Here is a 24,787-nt window from a genome sequence, read left to right as displayed (position 1 = left end):
ACTTTTACACTCTTTATTCAGCATACCGCTCCGGACTGAGCATAAACTGAACAATAACAGCCGATACTCAGGGGCCTGAATGTTAAAAGCGGTTATAAAGAATGTCAGACCTGCTGCAGAATAAAAAATTCAGCATTAATCCCTGTTTTGTCCGCCCGGTGAAACGGGCATAATAGGCTTCAATACAATGTGTGAACAGAAAACGGATCACCAATGAGCGAAATACAACACCATAAATTGATTATTCTCGGCTCCGGCCCTGCCGGATACACCGCTGCAGTCTACGCTGCCCGCGCCAACCTGAACCCAGTTGTCATTACCGGCATGCAGGCAGGTGGGCAGTTAACCACCACAACCGAGGTTGATAACTGGCCCGGCGATGTAGATGGGGTTCAGGGACCTGAACTCATGCAGCGCATGCAGGCTCATGCTGAGCGTTTCGATACTCAGGTAATTTTTGATCACATCAGCGAAACCGACCTCAGTAACCGCCCGTTCCGTCTGAAAGGCGATATGGCAGAGTACACCTGCGACGCCCTGATCATCTGTACCGGCGCATCGGCACAGTATCTCGGACTCCCCTCAGAAGAAGCCTTTATGGGCAAAGGCGTCAGCGCCTGCGCTACCTGTGACGGTTTTTTCTACCGCGGTCAGAAAGTTGCTGTGATTGGTGGCGGTAACACTGCTGTCGAAGAGGCGCTTTACCTGTCAAATATTGCCGCTGAAGTCACACTGATACACCGTCGTGACTCACTGCGCTGCGAAAAGATTCTTCAGGATAGACTGTTCGAGCGTGCCGAAAATGGCAACATCAACATTATCTGGAACCATCAACTGGATGAAGTGCTTGGTGATCAGATGGGTGTGACCGGTATCCGGATTAAAGGCACCGAAAATGCTGCGCTGCGTGAACTGGAACTTCAGGGTGTATTTATTGCCATCGGCCACAAACCCAATACCGGAATCTTTACCGGTCAGCTGGATATGAACAACGGCTATCTGAAGATCAGGTCAGGCATTGAAGGTAATGCGACACAAACCTCTGTTGAGGGAGTCTTCGCCGCCGGCGATGTAGCCGATCACATCTATCGCCAGGCGGTTACTTCAGCAGGCTTTGGCTGTATGGCAGCCCTGGATGCAGAGCGCTATCTGGACGACCAGGCCTAAGCGACAATAAGATGATTCTGTGGCTCGATCCTAAAAGCAATCAATTCCCGCCGATCACCCGGGCGCTGGATGACCCTAATGGCTTGCTGGCTGCCGGAGGAGATCTGAGCCCGGAACGTCTTATTGCTGCCTACCGGCAGGGTATATTCCCCTGGTACAGTCAGGGAGAGCCTATTCTCTGGTGGTCACCGGACCCACGCTGCGCCCTGCCCCCTGAGCAGATACATATCTCCAGAAGCCTGCGTAAGTCGATTCGCAACACGGAATTTGAGATCACCTTTGATAACGCTTTCAGTCGGGTTATACAGGCGTGTGCCGCACCAAGAAGCTACAGTGACGAAACCTGGATCAGTGCCCCAATGCAAACAGCCTATACCGAGCTACATCGCCGGGGTTACGCGCATTCAGTTGAGCTCTGGCAAAACGGTGAGCTCACCGGAGGCCTCTATGGCATAGCAATGGGGCGGTTATTTTTTGGTGAATCGATGTTCAGTCGAACCACCAACGCATCCAAAATAGCATTCGTTTTTTTTGCCAGACAACTGGAAAAATGGGGCTATGCTTTAATTGACTGCCAGATTGAAAATGATCACCTGGTCAGCTTAGGAGCAAGCTCCATTCCGCGAGATGAGTTCAAGCGGTATCTTGATCAGAATCTGGAAGCAGAATTAAGTCATCGCTGGCATTTTGATATTGATAAAGAATACGTGGTAAGAACCGAGTGACCAACCTGAAGACCCTGCATTTTTATGCAACACCGGAACACGAATGCAGTTACCTTGAAGGATTTGAAGCTAAAACGCTGTTTGTTGACCCTCAGGAGGTTATCTCTTCTGACGCATACAGCCAGCTTTCAGATCTTGGGTTTCGTCGTAGCGGTAAACATATATATCGCCCCTACTGCAGTAACTGTCAGGCATGTATCTCTGTCCGGGTGAATGGACGGGAATTCAGGCCCAGTAAAAGCCAGAAACGAATCCTGAATAAAAACAAAGACCTGAAGGTTGCGACCGTTCCTCCGCAGTTTACCGACGAGTATTACGCGCTGTATGAGAAATACATCAACACCCGTCACCACGATGGCGATATGTATCCACCAACACCTGAACAGTTCAGTGCGTTTCTGATTGAAGGTGGGCAGAAAGGCTGCTTCTATGAGTTCAGAGATCAGAGTGGCAGACTGCTGTCATTGGCGGTAACGGATTACCTGACCCAGGGGCTGTCTGCAATCTACACCTTTTTTGATCCTGAAGAACAGCGTCGTAGCCTCGGCAGTTACGCAATACTCTGGCAACTGCAAGAGGTTAAGCGCCTGGAACTGGAGTATCTGTATCTGGGGTACTGGATACGGGAGTGCCAGAAAATGTCCTATAAGATCGCCTACAACCCTCTCGAAATGCTACTACACGGACAGTGGATCGTTGTCGACTAAGGGTTTATGCAATAGCTTCAGAAGCATTTATAGCCAGATTCCTTTTTCAGCGATAGACAGAAAGACATCACCTGCAAAAGCATCCGGCCTGAGCAATATCTTTTCGCACGCAGCGCGGGCTTCACGCAGTTCTCTGCCTGCCTGCCCGGCTGGAATCACAATACAATCCGGCTATATTAAAGATATGTTCAAGATTTGTTTGCTATTTTTGCCAAATCTCTTTGATATAGATAATAAAATAAGGCAAAATACTGCGCTGCAAAATGTAGTATTGCGATTAATTAACTCAGGTAGGTAATGAATGTCTAAAGAAGACAGCTTTGAAATGGAAGGCGTTGTGACCGACACACTGCCTAACACAATGTTCCGGGTAGAACTGGAAAACGGTCACGTTGTTACAGCTCACATCTCTGGCAAAATGCGCAAAAACTATATCCGCATTCTGACCGGTGATAAGGTTAAGGTTGAATTAACGCCTTACGACCTGACCAAAGGTCGCATCACCTACCGCGCGCGTTGATAAAAAAACGGCCTGAGGGCCGTTTTTTTTATATCTGACAGAAGGCTGGCGGTATTAAACCGCCACCTCTGCATGTATTTCAATATCATTATCCGCATTAACGGTAATATCCACTTCCCCGCCATCCTCGGCCAGCTCACCAAAGAGAATCATCTCAGCCAGCGGTTTTTTCAGCTTTTCCTGAATCAGACGCTTCATCGGCCGGGCCCCCATGGTTGCATCATATCCCTTATCCGCAAACCACTGACGTGCTGCGTCATCAATATGAAGCACGACGTTTTTATCATCCAGTTGCGCCTGAAGCTCTGTCAGGAACTTATCAACCACGCCGGTGATAACCTGTGGAGACAGCGACTTAAACTGAATGATTCCATCCAGACGGTTACGGAACTCAGGCGTGAACAGCTTCTTAATCGCCTCCATTCCATCGGTAGTATGATCCTGCTGACTGAAACCAATTGAGGCGCGCGTCATCTGCTCGATCCCGGCATTAGTTGTCATCACCAGAATTACATTACGGAAGTCAGCCTTGCGGCCGTTATTATCGGTCAGCGTACCGTTATCCATCACCTGTAACAGCAGGTTAAACACTTCCGGATGAGCCTTCTCAATCTCATCCAGCAGCAGCACAGCATGAGGCGATTTAGAGACTGCCTCTGTCAACAGGCCGCCCTGATCATAACCAACATATCCGGGAGGCGCACCGATCAGGCGGGACACTGTATGCCGCTCCATATACTCGGACATATCGAAACGGATCAGCTCAATCCCCATAATCCGTGCCAACTGAGTGGTTACCTCGGTTTTACCCACCCCGGTTGGACCGGAGAAAAGGAATGAGCCAACCGGTTTATTAGGCTCATTAAGCCCTGCACGGGAAAGCTTAATCGCAGCAGAGAGGGTATCGATTGCCTGATCCTGTCCCAGCACCACCATTTTAAGGTTGCCATCCAGCTTTTTGAGCTGCTCTTTATCGGACACGGATACACTTTTAGCCGGAATCCGCGCGATCTTAGCAACTACAATCTCGACCTCGGCTACATCGATAACGGTTTTGCGCTTTTCTGCCGGCATAAGCTGCTGATAGGCGCCTGCTTCATCGATGACATCAATCGCCTTGTCAGGCATATGCTTATCATTGATATAGCGGTCAGCCATCTCTGAAGCGGCTCTGAGCGCCTCATCGGTATACTTAACATCATGATGGACTTCGAAGCGGCTTTTCAGGCCCTGCAGGATTCGGTAAGTATCCTCAACCGAAGGCTCGAGGACATCCACTTTCTGGAACCGCCGGGCCAGCGCCCTATCCTTCTCAAAGATCCCACGGAACTCCTGAAAAGTGGTAGAGCCGATACAGCGCAACTGCCCTGAGCTCAGTAGCGGCTTGAGCAGATTAGATGCGTCCATCGACCCGCCGGACGCCGCTCCAGCACCGATTATGGTATGAATCTCATCGATGAACAGGATCGCATGCTCCTGGTCTTTTATCTCATTCAGCAGGCCTTTCAGGCGTTTTTCAAAATCCCCGCGGTATTTGGTGCCCGCCAGAAGCGCACCCAGATCCAGTGAATACACCACGCTGTTAGCGATAACATCCGGTACCTGCGCCTCAACAATAAGCTTGGCAAGGCCTTCAGCAATCGCCGTCTTACCAACGCCTGCTTCACCGACCAGCAGAGGATTATTCTTGCGGCGACGGGAGAGAATCTGCACCACTCGCTCAACTTCGTCATCCCGACCAACCAAAGGATCAATTCGACCCGACAGTGCCTGCTCATTGAGATTGACAGAGAAGTTTGCCAGAGGGCTCTTCTCTTTATCGGTTGAGTTTTCACCCTCCAGCAACCCCTCTTCACTAGGACGAGTGTCATTTTCCTCAATCCGGGATATACCGTGAGAGATGTAATTAACCACATCGATGCGCTCAATGCCCTGTTGATTCAGAACATACACTGCCTGGCTCTCCTGCTCACTGAAGATTGCTACCAGCACGTTGGCGCCGTTGACTTCAGCTTTACCGGAAGACTGCACATGGAACACAGCCCGCTGCAACACACGCTGAAATCCGAGTGTTGGCTGGGTTTCTACATCGGGAATATCCTCTGGCAGCAAAGGCGTAGTATCTTCTATAAAAGTACTCAGTAAATTCCTCATCTTATCGAGATCCACAGCGCAGGCATCCAAAACTGCACGGGCCTCGGAATTGTCAAGCAGAGCCAATAGCAGGTGCTCTACTGTCATAAACTCATGTCGCTTAGAACGCGCACTCTTAAAGGCAACGCTCAGCGTATCTTCAAGCTCTTTATTTAACATACTTAACGCTCCGCTACGCTTTTTCCACTTCACACAAAAGAGGATGTTTGTTCTCTCTGGCGCACTGATTAACCTGTGCCGCTTTAGTATCAGCTATATCGCGGGTAAAGACACCGCATACACCTTTCCCTTTAGTATGGACCGCCAGCATCACTTGTGTAGCTTTTTCCTGATTCATTCCGAAAAAACCCATCAGAATCTGTACTACGAAATCCATTGGAGTATAGTCATCATTCAGCAAGACCACCCGATACATCGATGGCCTTTTTAGTTCAGGTTTTGCCTCTTCAGTCACCACTCCAGTGTGATTATGATCCGTAAAATCATCAGCATCATCTGAAAGTTTAATCTCGCAAAGCTCTTGCTGCATATCATATCTCAAAAAAATTAATAGTTTTTTATGCACCATTTTGGGCACCCCTTGTTATCCGGGGTCTCCAGCCCGATGTTATACTTTTCATGGCAGGAGTTAAGAGTATGTGCAGTATCTGATATCCCTGCTGTCTGACCAGGAATAATCTCACTCATATTGCTTTATTGTAGCAAGAGAGTTTGTTGTGGTAACAGGCCCAAAGGCAATTCGGGCCGATGTAATTTGGATATTGGGGGGGACACCAATGCACACAGGGAAAGTTAAATGGTTTAATAACGCCAAAGGCTTCGGTTTTATAGTTTCACCGGACTTCGGAGAAGATTTGTTTGCGCATTACTCTGTAATACGAACAGAGGGCTACAAATGCCTCAAAGCGGGACAGTTGGTTCAGTTTGATACCACTCCGGGGCCGAAAGGCACTCATGCTACAAATATCAGACTATTAACGGTATCTGAAACTGAGGAAATAAATTAGCGAGACACACCTTCTCAAACCAGCAAACAGGTTGGTGTAAATATTACCGACAGGAATAGGAAAGGCAGTTGAAAGCTGCCCTCCTTTCCGCTTCAAATCCAGCTGTCGCTGACAGTTAAGCAGCCGCACTTAAACTTGCGGAGTAACAGATTAAATACCCGACTTTCCTCTCACATATGTTGAATGACCGCCTCGCCAAACTCAGAACTGCTGAGCAGCGTCGCCCCCTCCATTAAACGCTCAAAATCGTATGTCACGGTTTTTGCGGTAATCGCTCCATCCATCCCCTTGATGATAAGGTCAGCCGCTTCAAGCCAGCCCATATGGCGCAACATCATCTCGGCAGAGAGAATAACCGACCCCGGGTTAACCATATTCTTCCCGGCATACTTAGGTGCTGTACCATGAGTCGCCTCAAAAATAGCGACCTTGTCAGACAGGTTGGCTCCGGGGGCGATACCAATCCCCCCCACCTCAGCAGCCAGAGCATCGGAAATATAATCGCCGTTAAGATTAAGCGTGGCCACCACATCGTACTCCGCCGGGCGAAGCAAAATCTGCTGCAACATTGCATCGGCAATCACATCTTTAACGATCACCTGCTTACCATTATTCGGATTAGTCATACTCATCCAGGGGCCGCCATCGAGTAATTGCGCACCAAACTCATCCCTGGCGATCTCATAGCCCCAATCCTTGAAAGCCCCCTCCGTGAATTTCATAATGTTACCTTTGTGCACCAGAGTGAGTGACTGGCGATCATTATCGATAGTGTATTGCAGTGCCCTTCTGACCAGTCGCTTGGTCCCCTGCTCCGATACCGGCTTAATACCGATACCGCACATGGTATCGAAACGAATTTTAGTCACCCCCATCTCCTCCTTGAGAAAGCGGATGACCCTGTCCGCTTCCGGGGTGCCAGCTTTCCACTCGACACCGGCATAGATATCCTCGGAGTTTTCCCGGTAGATGACCATATCAACATCACCCGGATTCACAACCGGGCTTGGTACCCCCTTAAACCAGCGCACAGGACGCTGACAGACATACAGATCCAGTTCCTGGCGCAACGCCACGTTGAGTGAGCGTATTCCACCACCCACCGGTGTAGTCAGCGGTCCCTTAATGCCAACGGCAAACTCCTTAAATGCCTCCAGCGTCTCTTCCGGAAGCCAGGTATCCTGATCATATATCCCGGTCGCCTTTTCTCCGGCATACACCTCCATCCAGGCAATCTTGCGCTGCCCTCCATAGGCCTTGCTGACGGCAGCATCTACAACCTCCAGCATCACCGGAGAAACATCGATGCCGATACCATCTCCCTCGATATAGGGAATGATCGGGTTGTCTGGTACATTCAGGGAGTTATTGTCATTCACTGTAATCTTGCTACCCTGCGGAACCATGATCTTTGAATATGCCATCGCTGACCCTCCTTAAATACTGTAATTCTCATTTTGCAGGCAATGATCGTGCGACTATCAGCTTGCAGAAACAGTATAGACGCTGATAATCTGCCTGCCCGTACAACCCAGCTAAGTCACCGGAAAGTCCCATGTCCCGTATAATTCTGTTTAATAAGCCTTTTCAGGTACTGACCCAGTTTACCGACAGTGAAGGCCGGGCAACATTAGCAGAGTATATTCAGAGCAAAGGCGTGTATGCCGCCGGTCGACTGGATTATGACTCTGAAGGACTGCTGATCCTGACGGATGATGGGCAACTGCAGCACACCCTGGCAGACCCGAAGTTTAAGCTGGAAAAAACCTACTGGGCACAGGTCGAAGGCGACATTGATGAGGCTGCATTAACAAGGTTACGTCAGGGCGTGGAGTTAAAAGACGGCGTCACCCGGCCCGCCGGGGCAAAGAAAATTCCAGAACCGGCCGTCTGGCCGCGTAACCCCCCGATCCGGGAGCGAAAGAACCAGCCTACCAGTTGGATTGAGCTGAAAATCACAGAGGGGAAAAATCGTCAGGTGAGACGGATGACGGCCGCAGTGGGCTTTCCAACCCTCAGATTGATCCGTGCCGCCATCGGCAATTGGAGCCTGGAAGACCTGAAACCCGGAGAGCTCCGGACCGAAGAGGTTTTCATGCCGAAAACTCCGCGAAAAACACACCCGACCAGGCATAGCGGCAGCCACAGCAAAAAATCCCCGAACCGATCTGCAGCAGCGAAACCGGTCAGATCCGAATCCGGCGCGACTAAAGCACCAGCATCCAGGCCTGCGAACAAAAACAGGCGAAGGTCACGCTAAGCCCGGGCCATCCCTACCATTTATCAGCAGCGTCAAGGTCGCTCTGCTTCGCCTCAACCCAGTGTTCACCATCAACAGTAATCTCTTTCTTCCAGAACGGCGCATCACGTTTCAGGTAATCCATAATAAACTGAGCCGCCTCAAAAGCCGCCACCCGGTGAGCACTGCCAACGCCGACAAACACTATATTATCATTCAGCTCCAGACGACCGATGCGATGCACCACCACGACCCGACCCAAAGACCAGCGGCTTCGCGCCTGAAGGATAATCTCTACAAGCGCTTTTTCAGTCATTCCGGGGTAATGCTCGAGATACATCGCCTCCAGCCCGGGGCCGCTGGCAAGCTGCCTGACAATGCCGGTAAAGGTGACAATCGCACCGCTACTGGCGTCATCAGCCCTGATCTGTGCAGATAACTCAGCTATTGAAAAATCATCCGTCTGAACTGAAACAATATCTTTGAACAAAGGGCACTCCAAAATACAGCCAAAAGCGATCAAAAATGGTAAGGTTGGCCGCCAGAGGATGCTGCGGATAAAGTGAATCTGCAGACAGTCAATTCAATGGGGCTACTCATAAATTATAGGCCCCTTAATATACGGGATGAAGCATGCGTTGGACACCCCACGTCACTGTGGCAACCATCATTGAGCACGACGATAAGTTTCTGTGCGTCGAAGAGCAGTCGCAATCTCTGGGGCAGCTGGTTATCAATCAACCCGCAGGTCATGTAGAAGCGAATGAAACCTTTATCGAAGCCGCTATCAGAGAAACGCTTGAAGAGACCGGCTGGAGCGTCACCCCGACCGGATTGATTGGTATCTATATCTATACAGCTCCCGCCAACGGGGTGACTTATCATCGCTACTGCTTCGCAGCACGGGCGGAAAGTTATGATCCTGATCTACCGCTAGATACCGGTATTGAGCGGGCCGTCTGGCTGAGTCGGGCCGAATTAGAACAGCAGAAAGACCGATTACGCAGCCCCATGGTAACCCAGTGCATAGATGATTACCTTTCAGGCATCCGCTTTCCGCTATCGGTTATCGTAGAACCGAAAAATCATTAAGCCATTGAATTACGTGACTTCGGTCGCATATTAACTAGAACATAATCAGTTTTAAGGTCAGACACACGTCCTATGTCAGAAGCAGCTAAAAGTAATCCTGCAACAATCGATCCTGCAACCATCAAAGTCATTGTCGGTATGTCCGGCGGTGTCGACTCATCCGTTTCAGCCCTGCTACTGAAGCAACAGGGTTATCAGGTTGAAGGCCTGTTTATGAAGAACTGGGATGAGGATGACGGGACTGAATACTGTACCGCAATGGATGATCTGGCAGATGCTCAGGCAGTCAGCGATAAGCTGGGTATTAAACTGCATACCGCCAATTTTGCCGCCGAGTACTGGGACAATGTATTTGAGCATTTCCTCGAAGAGTATAAAGCCGGGCGTACGCCCAATCCCGATATCCTCTGCAACCGCGAGATTAAGTTTAAAGCGTTTCTCGAATACGCAAAGATACTGGGCGCTGAGATGATCGCCACCGGACACTATGTGCGCCGGGGAGAGATCAATGGCAAAGCCGCCCTGCTTAAAGGGCTGGATAACAACAAGGATCAGAGTTATTTTCTGCATCAGGTCGGCTGTGAAGAGCTGGCTCAGACGCTGTTCCCGGTCGGCGAACTGGAAAAGCCTGAAGTGCGTCGCCTGGCCGAACAACACGACCTTATTACCCATAACAAGAAAGACAGCACCGGCATCTGCTTTATCGGCGAACGCCGTTTTAGCGATTTTCTTAAGCAGTACCTGCCCGCCCAGCCAGGCAATATTGAAACACCGGAGGGTGATGTGATTGGTCAGCATCAGGGACTGATGTATCACACCATCGGTCAGCGACAAGGACTGGGGATCGGTGGTTTAAAGGATTATCCGGAAGAACCCTGGTTTGTTGCCGAAAAAGACCTGCAGCGCAATGTTCTGATTGCGGTTCAGGGTCAGCAGCATGACCTGCTGTTCAGCAACTGGCTGACCGCCAGTGATATTTTCTGGATTAGCGGTGACAAACCAGCCCTGCCTTTCCATTGTCGTGCTAAGGTGAGATACCGTCAGTCTGATCAGGGCTGCACGGTCATTAAGGATGGTGACGGTTACCGCATTGAATTCGACGAACCTCAACGGGCCGTTACGCCTGGTCAGTCAGTTGTGATATACCATAACGATATCTGTCTTGGCGGTGGCGTTATAGAAACGACCGGCAAAACAGATTCCGAAACCGCATAGAGAGATCGATCAACGATATGTCCAGAGCAGAAGATCAACAGGCAATCGCCCTGGCCGGGCTGTTTCAGGCCGCCAGTCTGGTGGAACAGATTGCCACCCGGGGCATGGTGTCACAAAACAGCTTTGAAACGTCACTTGCCAGCATCTTTGTCACCAATCCGCAGTCGACTGAAGAGATCTTTGGCGGTGTGCACGATCTGCCGATTAATCTCAGTCAGGGTTTTCGCGGACTGTCGGAGCTACTGGACAAGACCCGGGCAGATCAGAATAAGGATATGATTCGCTACGGACTCAGCATCATCCACCTCGAGCGAAAATTGAATAAACGCCCGGATCTGCTGAAAGTTATCGGAGAACGTATCGATAAAATTGCTCAGCAAGCCAGTTATTTCGCGGAAGCCGGCACCAGTCTGACCGATAACCCCACGGCGTACACTCACCCCAGCGTCGTGGCAAACCTGGCGAGCCTCTATCAGGATACGCTCAGTACGTTTAATTTCCGCATTCAGGTGACCGGTGAACCCCGGCATCTGCAAAATGCAGAAAATGCGGCCAAAATACGTGCCCTGCTGTTAGCGGGTATCCGTTCTGCCATGCTGTGGCGACAGGTAGGTGGCAAGCGCTGGCATCTGTTGTTTTTTAAATCCCGCCTGCGCCCATCAGTACAACAGATCAGTGGCCGTAACTGACGTTGTCAGTGCGGCTTTGCGCTGATCTTACCGACAGATAAATAAATTTCTGTCAGATTTTCCCTGCGAGGCTATTTTAGCTATAATTCGCGCTCAAAATTTAACCCAGTCAGGTATTTACTCGATATGGATCTTTCTTCTCTTTCCGCGATCTCTCCAGTTGATGGTCGTTACGGTAGCAAAACCGCTGATCTGCGCCCTGTATTCAGTGAGTTTGGTCTGATACGCGCCCGTGTAACCGTTGAAGTTCGCTGGTTGCAGAAACTAGCCGCACACCCACAAATCACTGAAGTTCCGGCACTGAGCGACGAAGCCAATGCTGTCCTGAACGCTCTGGTTGAAAACTTCGGTGAAACTGAAGCCAACCGGGTAAAAGAGATTGAACGGACCACCAACCACGACGTTAAAGCGGTTGAGTACCTGATTAAAGAGCACATTGCCGACAATGCCGAACTGGCCGCTGTCAGCGAATTTGTTCACTTTGCCTGCACCTCTGAGGATATCAATAACCTGTCCCACGCACTGATGCTGAAACAGGGTCAGGACGTTATGCTGCCGATCATGCAGCAGGTGACCGATGAGATCGCTCAACTGGGTCGTGACTATGCCACTCAGCCTATGCTGTCCCGTACCCACGGCCAGACAGCATCACCAACCACCGTTGGTAAAGAGATGGCAAACGTTGCTTACCGTCTGCAGCGTCAGATCAATCAGCTCAAGAAAGTTGAGTTGCTGGGTAAAATCAATGGTGCCGTGGGCAACTACAACGCTCACATCTCCGCCTATGCTGATGTCGACTGGGCGAAAAATGCTCAGGAGTTCGTTGAAAGCCTGGGACTGACATTCAACCCATACACGACCCAGATCGAACCACACGATTACATTGCAGAGCTGTTCGATGCAGTATGCCGCTTTAATACCATCATCATCGACTTTGATCGGGATATCTGGGGCTACATCTCTCTGGGTTACTTCAAGCAGAAGACCATTGCCGGCGAAGTGGGTTCATCAACCATGCCGCACAAGGTAAACCCGATCGACTTTGAAAACTCAGAGGGCAACCTGGGTATTGCCAACGCAGTGATGCAACACCTGGCGGCCAAACTGCCGGTGTCCCGCTGGCAGCGCGACCTGACCGACTCCACTGTACTGCGTAATATGGGCGTTGGTTTCGGCTACAGCCTGATTGCATACCAATCGAGCCTGAAAGGGATCAGCAAGCTGGAACTCAACCCAGCCCGCCTGGACGCCGATCTGGAAAATAGCTGGGAAGTTCTGGCAGAGCCAATCCAGACAGTGATGCGCCGTTACGCAATTGAAGAGCCGTACGAAAAACTTAAGGCCCTGACCCGCGGCCAGGAGATGAACAAAGCCACCATTATGGCGTTTGTTGATACTCTGGATATGCCTGAAGCCGCTAAAGAAGAGCTTCGGCAGCTGACGCCTCACAACTACATCGGCAACGCCGTAGACCAGGCTAAAGCGATCTGATTATCGCTGATTATAAAAAAGCAGAGCTTCGGCTCTGCTTTTTTTATTACTTTAACTTAAATCTATAAGTAACTGTAATCATGGAACAAATAACCGCTTATGACGGAGCAAAGATCCATTATCTGCGACTCGGTAAAGGCAGTCCGGTTATCTTCCTGCACGGCTGGAGTGCCAGCGCAAAAGACTGGTTGCCCTTCGCCTCAGCACTGGCCGACCATCACGAAGTGATCTGTTGGGATGCCCGGGGCCATGGCGGACATCAGCAGAGACCGGACACCAGCACTCATATCAGGGACATGGCAAATGATCTGCAACAGCTGATTGAACACCACCAACTCGAAAACATCTTACTGGTTGGCCACTCGATGGGTGCCCTCACCCTGTGGCAATATATTCGCGACTTCGGCTGTGACAAGTTGTCCGGAGCCTGCATTGTCGATCAGTCGCCCAGACTGGTTACCGATGAGCAATGGCACTATGGCATCTACGGCAACTTCGATAAGACTGCCAATGCGCAGCTGATCAGCAAATTGCGTGATGATTTTGCAGAGGGCTTGCTACAACTGGTTGCCAATGGCTACAACCGCAAGTCCTACGAAAACTATAGTCGCAACTCCCGTGGCTTTCAGCAGATGCGAGAGCACCTGCAAACGCTGGACAGTGAACCACTGGTACAATGCTGGGAGAGCCTCAGCGCAGCAGACTTCACCGATGTGTTGCCATCAATGGATATCCCCGCGCTGCTGATTTACGGCGATGAAAGTCAGTTCTATGCCCAGCCAGTGGCTGAGTATGTCCGGGATAATATTGCGGACGCCGAACTGCATATCTATGAAAACTCAGACCACTCGCCTCAGCTTTTCCACCGGGAGCGCTTTATCTGGGATCTGCAAAAATTTGCTCTCAGAATCAGCCAATAAAAGAAACTGGGAAGTCACTCTCCCGGCTACGGCCAATCTTAACACGTCAGAACGAATCCGGTTGAGCAAATACCAGCACATCATTTTCATCGTAATAGCATTGAAGACGTTTCTCTGCCAGCAGGTAGTGCAGATTGGCGAGGCACTCCCCTCCGGCCAGCAATTGATCAAACAAGTTTAACTTACGCTGATAGACTACTCCGACCAACTGCATCACGGTCAGAGGCTCTGAACAGATAGCCTCAACTCTGAGCAGGGTTTGCATATGCTCCTCAATCAATTCGGTAAGCCGCGCCTGGAGTCCATAAAAAGGCCGCTCATGAGCCGGAAGCACCAGCGTATCTTCGGGTAGCGCTTTTAATCCTTCTAACGACTCGATCCAGGACTGCATCGGATTAGCTTCAGGCTTCGCCGCCCTGACACTGACATTAGAGCTGATACGAGGCAGCACCTGATCACCTGAGATCAACACGCCCAGGGCCTCAGAATACAAACAGGCATGGGCCTCTGAATGGCCCTCCGAGACAATCACCCGCCACTGAACTTCGCCCGCCTGAACGCTCATCCCTGCTGTTAATTCCTCTATCCTGTCCGGCAGCGGATGAACCAGCGCGGATATACCGGTGAAAATCCCCATGATTCCTGAAACTTGTTGCTCATCCATCCCCAGCCGGTGCAGAAAATTATTAGCCTGAGACGAAAATGTGTCAGCGTTATCGCCTCGCAGCAGAGAATATTCTTCAGCCGTTGCCTGCTCACCGGCTGTAACCCAAAGCGGTGCACCCGTGTACTGACATAACCAGCCTGCCGCACCGATATGATCAACATGAGCATGGGTAAGGATTACTTTCTTGATCGGCCTGCCTTGCAGACTACTGGCAATAACATTCTGCCAAACGGTGCGTGTGTCTGAGTTTCCAAGGCCACAATCCACTACGATCCAGCCATCGATATCATCGAGAAGGTAGAGATTGATATGGTCCAGCTCGAAAGGCAGCGGCATTCTCAGCCACAAGACACCGGGCGCTACCTCAAGCAACTGACCGGACTCCGGGACCGAGTATTCAGCAGTAACGATTGAATTCACGACAACAACCTCAATGATCAGTATTAAGTCGAAAGCCTGAGCTTTCCTCTGGCCATTCAGGTTATCACGTTTAAATCAGACAGCGACGGCCTCAGATTTGCCTATACAGTCAATGTATTGACCTTTTCGGTCACACAGCGGCAAATCACTCGCACAGACAGCCGCCGGAATCTTTTACCGACTTATAAATTTCAGGGTAGACGAAAAAGAAGGCACGTTTTAGCCGGGGACGATAATGTCATTCATCGATCGTCCGCAGCCTGTTAGCTGCCATTTCAGTCAATCGAATTGACTCAGGGAATTGACTCAGGGGGTACATGGCGATGACATCCGGAGCCGTGCTCGGAGTTAACTAATATTCGCCAGACGCTGCTGCCAAACTCTGGCGTCAAACCAGTGCAGATGCTTTCCCTCCTGCCGCCGTGTTACTTCAATAACACCTCTTTGAGAGCGGTTAATAGCGGGAGTCAATCGTGCACATTAGCATCCTTTATTTATTAACCCAGATACCTGTGGTCTACGCTTATTTTGAGCTGTAGTGGTTTATTCTAAGTATTAGGAGGTAAGTTATGTCTCTCAAAGGTAGCCAAACAGAACAAAACCTGAAGGACGCCTTCGCAGGTGAGTCACAGGCAAATCGCCGGTATCTTTACTTTGCAGCAAAAGCCGATGTTGAAGGTTATAACGATGTCTCTGCGGTCTTCAGATCCACAGCCGAGGGTGAAACCGGCCATGCCCATGGTCATCTGGATTACCTTGAAGAAGTGGGTGATCCGGCAACTGGATTACCTATCGGTAGTACATCCAACAACTTAAAGGCTGCAATTGCCGGGGAAACCCATGAGTACACTGATATGTACCCGGGGATGGCAAAACAGGCACGCGAAGAAGGGTTCGATGAGATAGCCGATTGGTTTGAAACGTTGGCAAAAGCTGAACGCAGTCACGCCAACAGATTCCAGAAAGCACTGGATACGCTGGATTAACCCCGCCAACAGTCCAGGGCAGGAATACCTGCCCTGCTTTTGTAGCACTGGTATTCGCCTATGAAAGAAGCAAGCAAGCGTGAAGGCAGCCTGGAAGCACCTACCCGACATCCACTGGATTGGAAGAGTGAGCAGTTCTATAACCTCGATAGCCTGAATTCGGAACTCGAGCGAGTCTTCCATATCTGCCATGGCTGCCGACGCTGCGTCAATCTATGCGATGCATTTCCTACCCTGTTTGATCTTGTGGATGAGTCGGACACCATGGAGGTTGACGGAGTTGATCCTGCAGATTACATGAAGGTCGCAGATCAGTGCTATCTGTGTGATATGTGTTATATGACTAAGTGCCCCTACGTTCCGCCCCATGAATGGAACGTGGACTTCCCACACCTGATGCTCAGAGCCAAAGCTGTCAAACATAGCCTGAAGGGATCAACATTCAGGGATCGTATTCTCAGCAACACCGATCAGGTCGGTAAATGGGCAACTATACCTATCGTGGATGTGACAGTGAATGCTGTTAATCGCCAACCCTGGATTCGCAATTTAATGGATAAACTACTGGGAATTCATAAAGATGCCGTACTCCCTGAGTTTGACTCCAAAACCCTGCGAAAACGGGTCACGCCGATGCTGAAAACACTGGATGCAATACCGACCAGGCCCACGGCAACAGGCAGGAACACTACGGGTAAAGTGGCACTGTTTACCACCTGTTACTGCAATAACAACAGTCCGGTATTGGGAGAGCATCTGGTTGACGTCTTCCAGCATAATGATATTCAGGTAACGCTTGTTAGCAAGGAGCAATGTTGTGGCATGCCCAAACTGGAACTGGGTGACCTGAACAGTGTTGAGCAGGCGAAACAGGCCAATATTCCCGTCTTGGCAGCCATGGTCGATGAGGGGTACGACCTGACAGCACTGGTGCCATCCTGCGTGCTGATGTTCAAGCAGGAACTACCGCTTATGTTTCCCGATGATCCCGACGTCATAAAGGTGCGGGATGCTTTTTTTGATCCCTTTGAATACCTCTGGCTACGCCATAAAGAGGGACGTCTGAGAACCGATTTTTCAAACTCTCTTGGAGATATCAGTTACCAGGTTGCGTGTCATCTGCGGGTACAAAATATCGGTTTCAAAGCACGGGATGTTCTGCAACTGGTGCCCGGCACTCAGATCAGTGTCCTGGAGCGTTGTTCCGGGCATGACGGAACCTATGCGGTTAAACGTGAAACCCACGATAAAGCCGTGAAGATAGGGCGACCCGTTGCCCGCAAGGTTAAAGCGGCGCAGGCAGCGCACCTGAGTAGCGACTGTCCGATGGCCGGAAGCCAGATTGCCCATCTCAGTGAACATGAGGCCGGAGCCTTGCACCCTATAACACTGTTACATCGCGCTTACGGACTATGATCCGGACAGTTCGGAGGAATCACTAATGAAAATATTAAGTCGTGAGGAGCTATTGTCATTAGAGGCGTACGCGCAGTGCCGGGATCAGTTCAGACGTCAGGTGATGACCTATAAGACTGATCGCAAGATCCATCTTGGCGAGCATATCCGGCTGCTGTTTGAGGATAGAGCCACCATTCAATATCAGATACAGGAAATGCTGAGGGCCGAACGTATATTCGAAGCGGAAGCGATTCAGGAGGAACTGGATACCTACAACCCCCTGATCCCTGATGGTACTAACTGGAAAGCCACGATGATGATTGAATACACTGATACTGAGGAACGCCGCGAGGCCTTGTCACGTTTGATTGGTGTCGAGGACCGGGTTTGGGTGCAGGTGGATGGATACCAACGGGTCTATGCTGTCGCCGATGAAGATCTGGAACGTGAAAATGCAGAGAAAACATCCAGCGTGCATTTCCTTTCATTTCAGTTAACGCCTGAAATGATTGATTCGCTGGTTCAGGGTAGTTCACTTGCGATGGGCGTTGACCATCCTCAGATGCAGGTAGTCGAGTCGATACCCGAGAAAAACCGCCTGGCGCTGGTGAAAGATTTTGCAGACAATCCAGCAGCGCAGCTGCCTTTAAGTCAGGGCAATTAACGGATCCATGACGGCCCTGCTCTGAACCCGCGACCAGGGATATCAACTTTGAGGTGAAAGTTTAGTTTTTAAAAAGCGTGGCTTTTTAAAAACTGAAAATCACATTTTGCCTGTTCGCTTTATCAATATGGAATCATTCTGGATTGTCGCTTCAAAAATCATTAAACTTACGCCATTCTGAACACTCTGAACCAGCCACAACAGACCGCCTGAGACGCAGAAAAACCCTCTCAATTCTGGCAACAGGAACGCGGTATTTGCAATTTTCAGCAGATAATCAACACTCCGCAAACCTGATCTGAAACAATAACACTCAGGCCGTAACTGACTATGATAGCCGCCTGACCTGAATAACGATGACACTATGCTCGACAATATCCGTATCGTACTGATCAATACCTTTCATCCCGGCAATATCGGCGCCGCTGCACGGGCAATGAAGAACATGGGGCTGAGCCAGCTGTATCTGGTAGAGCCACGGGTTTTTCCCGATGAGGAGGCCGACGCCCGCGCGGCAGGTGCCAAAGACCTTCTCGAGAGTGCCGTCGTAGTCAGTACGCTGGATGAAGCGATTGCAGACTGCCAACTGGTGATCGGAACCAGTGCGCGAAACCGCACTTTTGATCTGCCGATTTTTGATGCTCACGACTGTGCCCGCAAAGTGGTCGGTGAAGCTGAGCACGGTAAGGTCGCCATCATTTTCGGCCGTGAAACCATGGGGCTGCACAACGCAGAACTACAGCGTTGCAACTACCACGTTTACATTCCGGCTAATCCTGAATATCCGGTACTGAATGTATCGGCCGCTATTCAGCTGGTGTGTTACGAGATCTGGCAGGCCCACAGCAAACAGAGCTACATCAAAAGTGATGAGCCCTACCCCCTGACCCGCGATATGGAGCGATTTTACGAGCACCTTGAAAAGGCTCTGCGTAAGACCCGCTTCATCATACCTCAGCATGAAGGCAAGGTGATGGATAAACTGCGGCGTTTCTTTAACCGCTCACGGCCAGAACGCACCGAACTGAATATGCTCCGGGGCATTCTTACATCGATAGACGAGACGACCTCTAAGTTAACCGCTGCTGAAGCTAAGCACGCCCCTATACAATCTCAGGATAAAGGATCTGATCAATGAGTGATTCACCTTTCGGCGACATCTCAGTCGAAGAGTTTCTGCGTGATTACTGGCAGAAGAAGCCGCTACTGGTTCGCAACGCGTTCCCAGATTTCGAAGCCCCTGTGGGTGCTGATGAACTGGCAGGTCTGTCGCTTGAGGAGGATGTGGAATCAAGACTGGTTGTTCAGAGTCCGGATGGCACTGACTGGCAGATACAGCACGGCCCGTTTGACGACGACACCTTTGCAAACCTTCCTGAGAGCCACTGGACATTGCTGGTACAGGCTGTCGATCACTGGGTTCCGGAAGCCAGTGAGATTATCGAACAGTTTCGCTTTATTCCTAACTGGCGTTACGATGACCTGATGGTCAGTTTTGCCAGCCAGGGCGGCGGCGTAGGCCCTCATTACGATAATTATGACGTATTTCTGATTCAGACTCAGGGTAAACGCCGCTGGGAAGTCGGCGGATTTTTCGATCAGAACTCTCCCCGTCGCCCGGATACACCGGTGATGATTATGACCGAGTGGGAGCCGGAACATAACTGGATTCTTGAGCCCGGCGATATGCTCTATATCCCGCCCCAGGTAGGCCACAACGGTATCGGTGCCTCCGATGACTGTATGACCTACTCGGTCGGTTTCAGAGCCCCCTCGCACGCGGAGATCATGCGCAGCTTTACCGATTTTATCGGTGAAAAACTTACCTCTGAATCCCGCTATACGGATCCCGATCTGACATTGCAGGACAACCCGGGCGAAATCCGTCCCGAAGCATTGCAAAAAGTACGCGAGATCTTTACCTCCTATTTGCAGGATGATGCCCGACTGGGTGAGTGGCTGGGGAAATTTGTCACCGATCCGAAATACCCGGAACTGGATCAGCGCCCGGAGCAGCCTGCTACCGTAGCAGAGATTCGCGAAGCGCTTAAAGAAGGCGATCTGTGCTTTATACGCAACGAAGGCAGCCGTTTCTCTTACAGTGCAGGTCAGGATGGCGAAATTCAGCTCTATGCGGACGGTAACTGCTTTAAAGTTTCAGGCAGCAGTTGCGCCTTAGTAACCAGCCTGTGTCAGTCACCACTGATCGTTATCAATCAGGGTGAATGGAGTGATCAGCAGTTGCAGTTACTGGCCGACCTCTATAATCAGGGCTCACTCTATACGGAATAACGCCCACCTCTATACCGATCTGAATTCTGAAGTACCCACCACTGATCAGTGTAATGAACGAAAAAGGCCAGATATCATGGTCTTTTTCTGTTTTAGTTAACTGATATTTATAACTTTTTTCAGATTCCTTTTATTTTTCTTAATTTTTGAAGTTTGTAGTCAATACAGGCTTATATCATTTAGCTATTAACAATTACCGTTCTTATAACTTAAGTTTTTTGTAAAAAGGCTGATTTCACCCCACTACAAAAGTAGCTAGACTTTAGACTATAACGACTCAAACCCCGATGAATTCTAGCTCTGCTGCATCGCAGCAAGCCACCCAGCATGTAGTTAAACTACAGACAATCAAACGGCGCTTATGTAGTACAGTTACAGCTTTGCTGCTGTGCACAAAAAAGCTTTGACCCCCCTTCGCAAAGTCAGCATTATGAGATCTCCGTGAGGCGTCTGCCACTTCGACAATTTGCTGACGCAAGATGTAAACCGCTCACTAATCCAGCACCCATAAAACATAACGCCTGGATAGAGAGCTACCAACAGAAGGATTCACCATGTCTACTCTGACTAAAGATATCGAAACAGTTGCCGCACTGAAAGAGACCTACGGCTCTGCCTGGAATGCGATCAACCCTGAATACGCTGCCCGCATGCGTGCTCAGAACAAATTCAAAACCGGTCTGGATATCGCTAAGTATACCGCTGCGATCATGCGCAAAGACATGGAACGCTACGACAACGACTCTTCTCAGTACACTCAGTCTCTGGGTTGCTGGCACGGTTTCATCGGTCAGCAGAAGATGATCTCTATTAAGAAGCACTTCAACAGCACTGACCGTCGTTACCTTTACCTGTCAGGCTGGATGGTAGCAGCGCTGCGGTCTGAGTTTGGTCCCCTGCCAGACCAGTCTATGCACGAAAAAACCTCCGTGGCTTCCCTGATCGAAGAGCTGTACACCTTCCTGCGTCAGGCCGATGCCCGTGAACTGGGTGGTCTTTTCCGTGAACTGGATGCAGCGCGTAAAGCGGGCGACCAAGCGGCTGAAGCGGCCACTCAGGACAAGATTGATAACCACATGACTCACGTCGTGCCAATCATCGCCGATATCGATGCCGGTTTCGGTAACGCTGAAGCGACCTATCTGATGGCTAAGCAGATGATCGAAGCCGGTGCCTGCTGTATCCAGATTGAGAACCAGGTGTCTGATGAGAAGCAGTGTGGTCACCAGGACGGTAAGGTAACTGTACCTCATGAAGACTTCCTGGCGAAGATCCGTGCAGTACGTTACGCCTTCCTGGAGCTGGGTGTGGATGACGGTGTCATCGTGGCCCGTACCGACTCTCTGGGTGCCGGCCTGACCAAGCAGATCGCTGTGACCAACAAGCCAGGCGACCTGGGCGACCAGTACAACAGCTTCCTGGATTGCGAAGAAGTATCCCCTGCCGATATGAAGAACGGTGATGTGGTACTCAACCGTGACGGCAAGCTGCTGCGTCCTAAGCGTCTGCCATCCAACCTGTTCCAGTTCCGTGCTGGCACCGGTGAAGACCGTTGCGTACTGGACTGCATCACCTCGCTGCAGAACGGTGCTGACCTGCTGTGGATCGAGACTGAAAAACCTCACGTGGGTCAGATCGGTAACATGGTTAACCGTATCCGTGAAGTCTGCCCGAATGCCAAGCTGGTGTATAACAACAGCCCATCATTCAACTGGACACTGAACTTCCGTCAGCAGGTGTTTGATGCGATGGTTGAAGAAGGTAAAGACGTATCGGCTTACAACCGCGACAACCTGATGTCGGTTGAATACGATGAGACTGAACTGTCTGCCATTGCCGATGAGAAGATCCGTACCTTCCAGGCCGATGCGGCGCGTGAAGCGGGTATCTTCCATCACCTGATCACCCTGCCGACTTACCACACCGCGGCGCTGTCTACTGACAACCTGGCGAAAGAGTACTTCGGTGAGCAGGGCATGCTGGGCTACGTAGCTGGCGTACAGCGTAAGGAGATCCGTCAGGGTATCGCCTGTGTTAAGCACCAGAACATGGCCGGTTCCGATATGGGCGATGATCACAAAGAATACTTCGCCGGTGAAGCTGCACTGAAAGCCGCTGGTGAAGACAACACCATGAACCAGTTCGGTTAATATCTGACCCGACTGTATGACAAAAAAGGACGCTTCGGCGTCCTTTTTTATGACATCTATCTGTCAACATCGCGGCTACGACAGCTCATTTAATTATCTATAACCATTCATAAAGTAAGTTTTTTTTGATCTGGCGCAATAGTCTCATCAGAGAATACTTTTAGCCGAAAAATACTGTTTTAAATCAATACATCTGCCAGACAATAAGCGTCAAATAGCACTACTTTTTGAATGTTGTTTAGCGTAAGGATGATCTTAATGAACAGAAAAACACTTTCCGTATTAGTCATGGGTGCATCACTGGTAGTCACAGCTAACTGTATGGCATACGAAGCAGGCGATATGATTTTACGGGTGGGTGCGGCGAACGTTGACCCCCAGACATCGAATAATACTGTCGTTGCAGGCTTAGATGTAGAAGACGATACCCAGATTGGTATTACCGGCACCTACATGCTTACCAATAACCTTGGTCTGGAGTTGCTGGCAGCCACCCCTTTCAAGCATGACATTACCCTTGATGGCGCAAAAGTAGGTGAAACCAAGCATCTGCCGCCCACCCTGTCCCTGCAGTACTACCCAATGGATAGCAGCTCCGCTTTTCAGCCTTATGTAGGATTGGGTATTAACTACACTGAATTCTTCTCAGAAAGTACCACCGGCGCTCTGGCTGGAACCAAGCTTGAACTCGATAGTTCATGGGGTCTGGCAGGCCAGCTGGGTGTCGATTATTCAATTAACGATCAGTGGCTGTTGAATGCTGCCGTCTGGAAAATGGATATCAATACCGATGTAAAAGTGAATGGAAGCAAACTAGGCGAGCTTGAAATTGATCCAATGGTGTATATGGTTTCTGTTGGCTACAAGTTTTGATATTACTTTTTTAGCATTCCTTATAAAGCACCATGCGCAGAGCATGGTGCTTTTTTACAAGCAGCCCAGCCCCATTAATCTCATCTCTTGCCTGAGTGAATAATCTGCGAAACTGAACTAATCTTGAGCTAACTTATAGTTGAGAGAGTCCGATGCAGAACCTGTTAACCAATATCCCGGCACAACTTCCCGGTGAGTTATTCACCACCCTTTTAGAAAACAACCATATCAAAATTGAACGGATCGTATCCCGGGGGCACCATTCTCCCGAAAACTACTGGTATGATCAGGATCAGCATGAGTGGCTTGTGCTGATTCAGGGCGCTGCACGGATAGGCTACCCTGACAGTCAGTCAACCGAACTGCAGTCGGGGGATTATCTCCATATCCCGGCTCACAGGCGCCATCGTGTTGAATGGACATCACCGACTCAGGATACCATCTGGCTGGCGATTCATTATGGCTGACCGGGCGGTATAATCCGTTCGCCCTGCCTCTGGCAGACTGTATTACAGAATAAAAATGGTTTCAGACATCGAAACAAAATAACGTATACAACAATGGAATAGCCATGGATCAAAATGTAGCACTTCCAGAACTGACTGACAGTGAATTAAGCCTGTCTGACCGTATCGCGACCCTGACGTTCAGGCGCCACGATGTCCGCAACGCTCTCACCGGCACCGGGCTGATTGACGATATTATTAGCGTGGCGGACTGGGTTAAACGTACCCCTGAGGTTTCGGTACTGATTCTCACGGGGGAAGGCAGTGCCTTTTCTGCCGGGGGTAATATCAAAGAGATGAGTGAGCGGGAGGGTATCCATAAAGACGGTGCTTTTGGCGGCGATGTCTATACCGTACAGGAGAAGTACCGGTTGGGCATTCAACGCATTCCACTGGCGATGACCGCAATTGATATCCCGGTGATTGCTGCAATTAATGGGCCGGCAATCGGTGCCGGATTTGACCTGACCTGCATGTGCGACCTCCGAATCGGTTCGAGTAAAGCCCTGCTGGGCGAAACATTCGTCAATCTGGGCATCATCCCCGGCGATGGTGGGGCCTGGTTCCTGCAACGTTTAATCGGCTACCAGAAAGCGGCTGAGCTGACCCTGACCGGCAGAATGATCGCTGCCGATGAAGCCAGAACGCTGGGAATATTACTGGAAGTGGTGGAACATGAACAGCTGATGGACAGAGTGATGGAGCTGGCACGACAGATAGCGGATAAACCGCCCCAGGCCTTGAGAATGACTAAAAGACTGCTGAAAACAGCACAGAAAATGGAGCTCCCCGAGTTTCTCGAACACTGCGCCCTGATGCAGGGGATCTGCCACAACACAGAAGACCACCTGGAAGCGGTCAATGCATTTATTGAGAAACGTACCCCGAGCTATCAGGGGAAGTAG

General features: G+C 50.3%; 25 protein-coding genes. 20 read left to right on the top strand and 5 right to left on the bottom strand.

Features of this window, described 5'->3' with window-relative positions; genetic code table 11:
* Window positions 1–213 precede the first annotated feature (213 nt).
* The 4 genes from trxB to infA all read left to right on the top strand — a co-directional run bounded on the left by trxB (window position 214) and on the right by infA (window position 3,119).
* The gene (gene trxB, locus KDX31_08315; protein ID UTW04987.1) at window positions 214–1,167 is read left to right on the top strand and encodes a thioredoxin-disulfide reductase; all 954 of its coding nucleotides are present in this window, start codon (window positions 214–216) and stop codon (window positions 1,165–1,167) included.
* 11 nt (window positions 1,168–1,178) lie between these two features.
* On the top strand, window positions 1,179–1,892 hold the full coding sequence (gene aat / locus KDX31_08310; protein ID UTW04986.1) for a leucyl/phenylalanyl-tRNA--protein transferase: 714 nt from the start codon (window positions 1,179–1,181) through the stop codon (window positions 1,890–1,892).
* Window positions 1,889–2,599 (top strand): arginyltransferase, encoded by a 711-nt coding sequence (locus tag KDX31_08305; GenBank protein UTW04985.1) that lies wholly within the window; start codon window positions 1,889–1,891, stop codon window positions 2,597–2,599. The genes aat and KDX31_08305 overlap by 4 nt, the downstream gene beginning before the upstream one ends.
* 301 nt (window positions 2,600–2,900) lie before the next feature.
* A complete protein-coding gene (infA, locus tag KDX31_08300) occupies window positions 2,901–3,119 on the top strand; it encodes a translation initiation factor IF-1 (protein ID UTW04984.1) in 219 nt (72 codons plus the stop codon).
* 54 nt (window positions 3,120–3,173) lie between these two features.
* On the opposite strand, the gene clpA is transcribed toward infA, so the two are convergent.
* On the bottom strand, window positions 3,174–5,432 hold the full coding sequence (clpA, locus tag KDX31_08295) for an ATP-dependent Clp protease ATP-binding subunit ClpA (protein ID UTW04983.1): 2,259 nt from the start codon (window positions 5,430–5,432) through the stop codon (window positions 3,174–3,176).
* Window positions 5,433–5,445: 13 nt separating this feature from the next.
* Entirely contained in the window at window positions 5,446–5,802 is a 357-nt protein-coding gene (gene clpS, locus KDX31_08290) for an ATP-dependent Clp protease adapter ClpS (protein UTW05336.1), read from the bottom strand.
* Between the two features lie 247 nt (window positions 5,803–6,049).
* On the opposite strand from clpS, the gene KDX31_08285 reads away from it, so the two are divergent.
* Window positions 6,050–6,280 carry a cold shock domain-containing protein gene (locus KDX31_08285; protein ID UTW04982.1) on the top strand — a complete coding sequence of 77 codons (231 nt, stop codon included), beginning with the start codon at window positions 6,050–6,052 and terminating at the stop codon, window positions 6,278–6,280.
* Between the two features lie 170 nt (window positions 6,281–6,450).
* On the opposite strand, the gene icd is transcribed toward KDX31_08285, so the two are convergent.
* Window positions 6,451–7,704 carry an NADP-dependent isocitrate dehydrogenase gene (gene icd / locus KDX31_08280; protein UTW04981.1) on the bottom strand — a complete coding sequence of 418 codons (1,254 nt, stop codon included), beginning with the start codon at window positions 7,702–7,704 and terminating at the stop codon, window positions 6,451–6,453.
* Between the two features lie 131 nt (window positions 7,705–7,835).
* On the opposite strand from icd, the gene KDX31_08275 reads away from it, so the two are divergent.
* On the top strand, window positions 7,836–8,540 hold the full coding sequence (locus KDX31_08275) for an rRNA large subunit pseudouridine synthase E (GenBank protein UTW04980.1): 705 nt from the start codon (window positions 7,836–7,838) through the stop codon (window positions 8,538–8,540).
* A gap of 13 nt (window positions 8,541–8,553) precedes the next feature.
* On the opposite strand, the gene moaE is transcribed toward KDX31_08275, so the two are convergent.
* Window positions 8,554–9,009, bottom strand: coding sequence for a molybdopterin synthase catalytic subunit MoaE (gene moaE, locus KDX31_08270; GenBank protein ID UTW04979.1), 456 nt, complete (start codon window positions 9,007–9,009; stop codon window positions 8,554–8,556).
* A gap of 143 nt (window positions 9,010–9,152) precedes the next feature.
* Between moaE and KDX31_08265 the strand changes: the two genes are divergently transcribed.
* From KDX31_08265 to KDX31_08245, 5 genes are all read left to right on the top strand, one after another.
* Window positions 9,153–9,611, top strand: a complete 459-nt coding sequence (locus KDX31_08265) for an NUDIX hydrolase (protein ID UTW04978.1) — start codon at window positions 9,153–9,155, stop codon at window positions 9,609–9,611.
* A 72-nt stretch (window positions 9,612–9,683) separates the two neighbouring features.
* Window positions 9,684–10,826, top strand: coding sequence for a tRNA 2-thiouridine(34) synthase MnmA (mnmA, locus tag KDX31_08260; GenBank protein UTW04977.1), 1,143 nt, complete (start codon window positions 9,684–9,686; stop codon window positions 10,824–10,826).
* 17 nt (window positions 10,827–10,843) lie between these two features.
* Window positions 10,844–11,515 carry a high frequency lysogenization protein HflD gene (gene hflD, locus KDX31_08255; protein ID UTW04976.1) on the top strand — a complete coding sequence of 224 codons (672 nt, stop codon included), beginning with the start codon at window positions 10,844–10,846 and terminating at the stop codon, window positions 11,513–11,515.
* A gap of 126 nt (window positions 11,516–11,641) precedes the next feature.
* Window positions 11,642–13,006, top strand: a complete 1,365-nt coding sequence (purB, locus tag KDX31_08250) for an adenylosuccinate lyase (GenBank protein UTW04975.1) — start codon at window positions 11,642–11,644, stop codon at window positions 13,004–13,006.
* Between the two features lie 80 nt (window positions 13,007–13,086).
* Window positions 13,087–13,926: an alpha/beta hydrolase gene (locus tag KDX31_08245; protein ID UTW04974.1), complete on the top strand. Its 840-nt coding sequence runs from the start codon at window positions 13,087–13,089 to the stop codon at window positions 13,924–13,926.
* 46 nt (window positions 13,927–13,972) lie between these two features.
* On the opposite strand, the gene KDX31_08240 is transcribed toward KDX31_08245, so the two are convergent.
* Window positions 13,973–15,013 carry an MBL fold metallo-hydrolase gene (locus KDX31_08240; GenBank protein UTW04973.1) on the bottom strand — a complete coding sequence of 347 codons (1,041 nt, stop codon included), beginning with the start codon at window positions 15,011–15,013 and terminating at the stop codon, window positions 13,973–13,975.
* Window positions 15,014–15,582: 569 nt separating this feature from the next.
* Here KDX31_08240 and KDX31_08235 point away from each other — a divergent pair.
* The 9 genes from KDX31_08235 to KDX31_08195 all read left to right on the top strand — a co-directional run bounded on the left by KDX31_08235 (window position 15,583) and on the right by KDX31_08195 (window position 24,787).
* Window positions 15,583–15,999: a rubrerythrin family protein gene (locus KDX31_08235; GenBank protein UTW04972.1), complete on the top strand. Its 417-nt coding sequence runs from the start codon at window positions 15,583–15,585 to the stop codon at window positions 15,997–15,999.
* Between the two features lie 60 nt (window positions 16,000–16,059).
* Entirely contained in the window at window positions 16,060–17,415 is a 1,356-nt protein-coding gene (locus tag KDX31_08230) for a Fe-S oxidoreductase (protein ID UTW04971.1), read from the top strand.
* Window positions 17,416–17,440: 25 nt separating this feature from the next.
* Window positions 17,441–18,061, top strand: a complete 621-nt coding sequence (locus KDX31_08225) for a DUF3501 family protein (protein UTW04970.1) — start codon at window positions 17,441–17,443, stop codon at window positions 18,059–18,061.
* 364 nt (window positions 18,062–18,425) lie between these two features.
* The gene (gene trmJ, locus KDX31_08220) at window positions 18,426–19,199 is read left to right on the top strand and encodes a tRNA (cytosine(32)/uridine(32)-2'-O)-methyltransferase TrmJ (GenBank protein ID UTW04969.1); all 774 of its coding nucleotides are present in this window, start codon (window positions 18,426–18,428) and stop codon (window positions 19,197–19,199) included.
* A complete protein-coding gene (locus KDX31_08215; protein UTW04968.1) occupies window positions 19,196–20,353 on the top strand; it encodes a cupin domain-containing protein in 1,158 nt (385 codons plus the stop codon). The genes trmJ and KDX31_08215 overlap by 4 nt, the downstream gene beginning before the upstream one ends.
* A gap of 554 nt (window positions 20,354–20,907) precedes the next feature.
* Window positions 20,908–22,503, top strand: a complete 1,596-nt coding sequence (locus KDX31_08210; protein ID UTW04967.1) for an isocitrate lyase — start codon at window positions 20,908–20,910, stop codon at window positions 22,501–22,503.
* A gap of 258 nt (window positions 22,504–22,761) precedes the next feature.
* A complete protein-coding gene (locus KDX31_08205; GenBank protein UTW04966.1) occupies window positions 22,762–23,376 on the top strand; it encodes an outer membrane beta-barrel protein in 615 nt (204 codons plus the stop codon).
* 152 nt (window positions 23,377–23,528) lie between these two features.
* Window positions 23,529–23,843 carry a cupin domain-containing protein gene (locus tag KDX31_08200; protein ID UTW04965.1) on the top strand — a complete coding sequence of 105 codons (315 nt, stop codon included), beginning with the start codon at window positions 23,529–23,531 and terminating at the stop codon, window positions 23,841–23,843.
* 104 nt (window positions 23,844–23,947) lie between these two features.
* On the top strand, window positions 23,948–24,787 hold the full coding sequence (locus KDX31_08195) for an enoyl-CoA hydratase/isomerase family protein (protein ID UTW04964.1): 840 nt from the start codon (window positions 23,948–23,950) through the stop codon (window positions 24,785–24,787).

It is taken from the genome of Amphritea atlantica (assembly GCA_024397875.1).
Lineage (GTDB): Bacteria > Pseudomonadota > Gammaproteobacteria > Pseudomonadales > Balneatricaceae > Amphritea > Amphritea atlantica_B.
The sequence above is the reverse complement of the archived record's forward strand: the minus strand, read 5'-3'. Positions and strand labels throughout refer to the sequence as shown.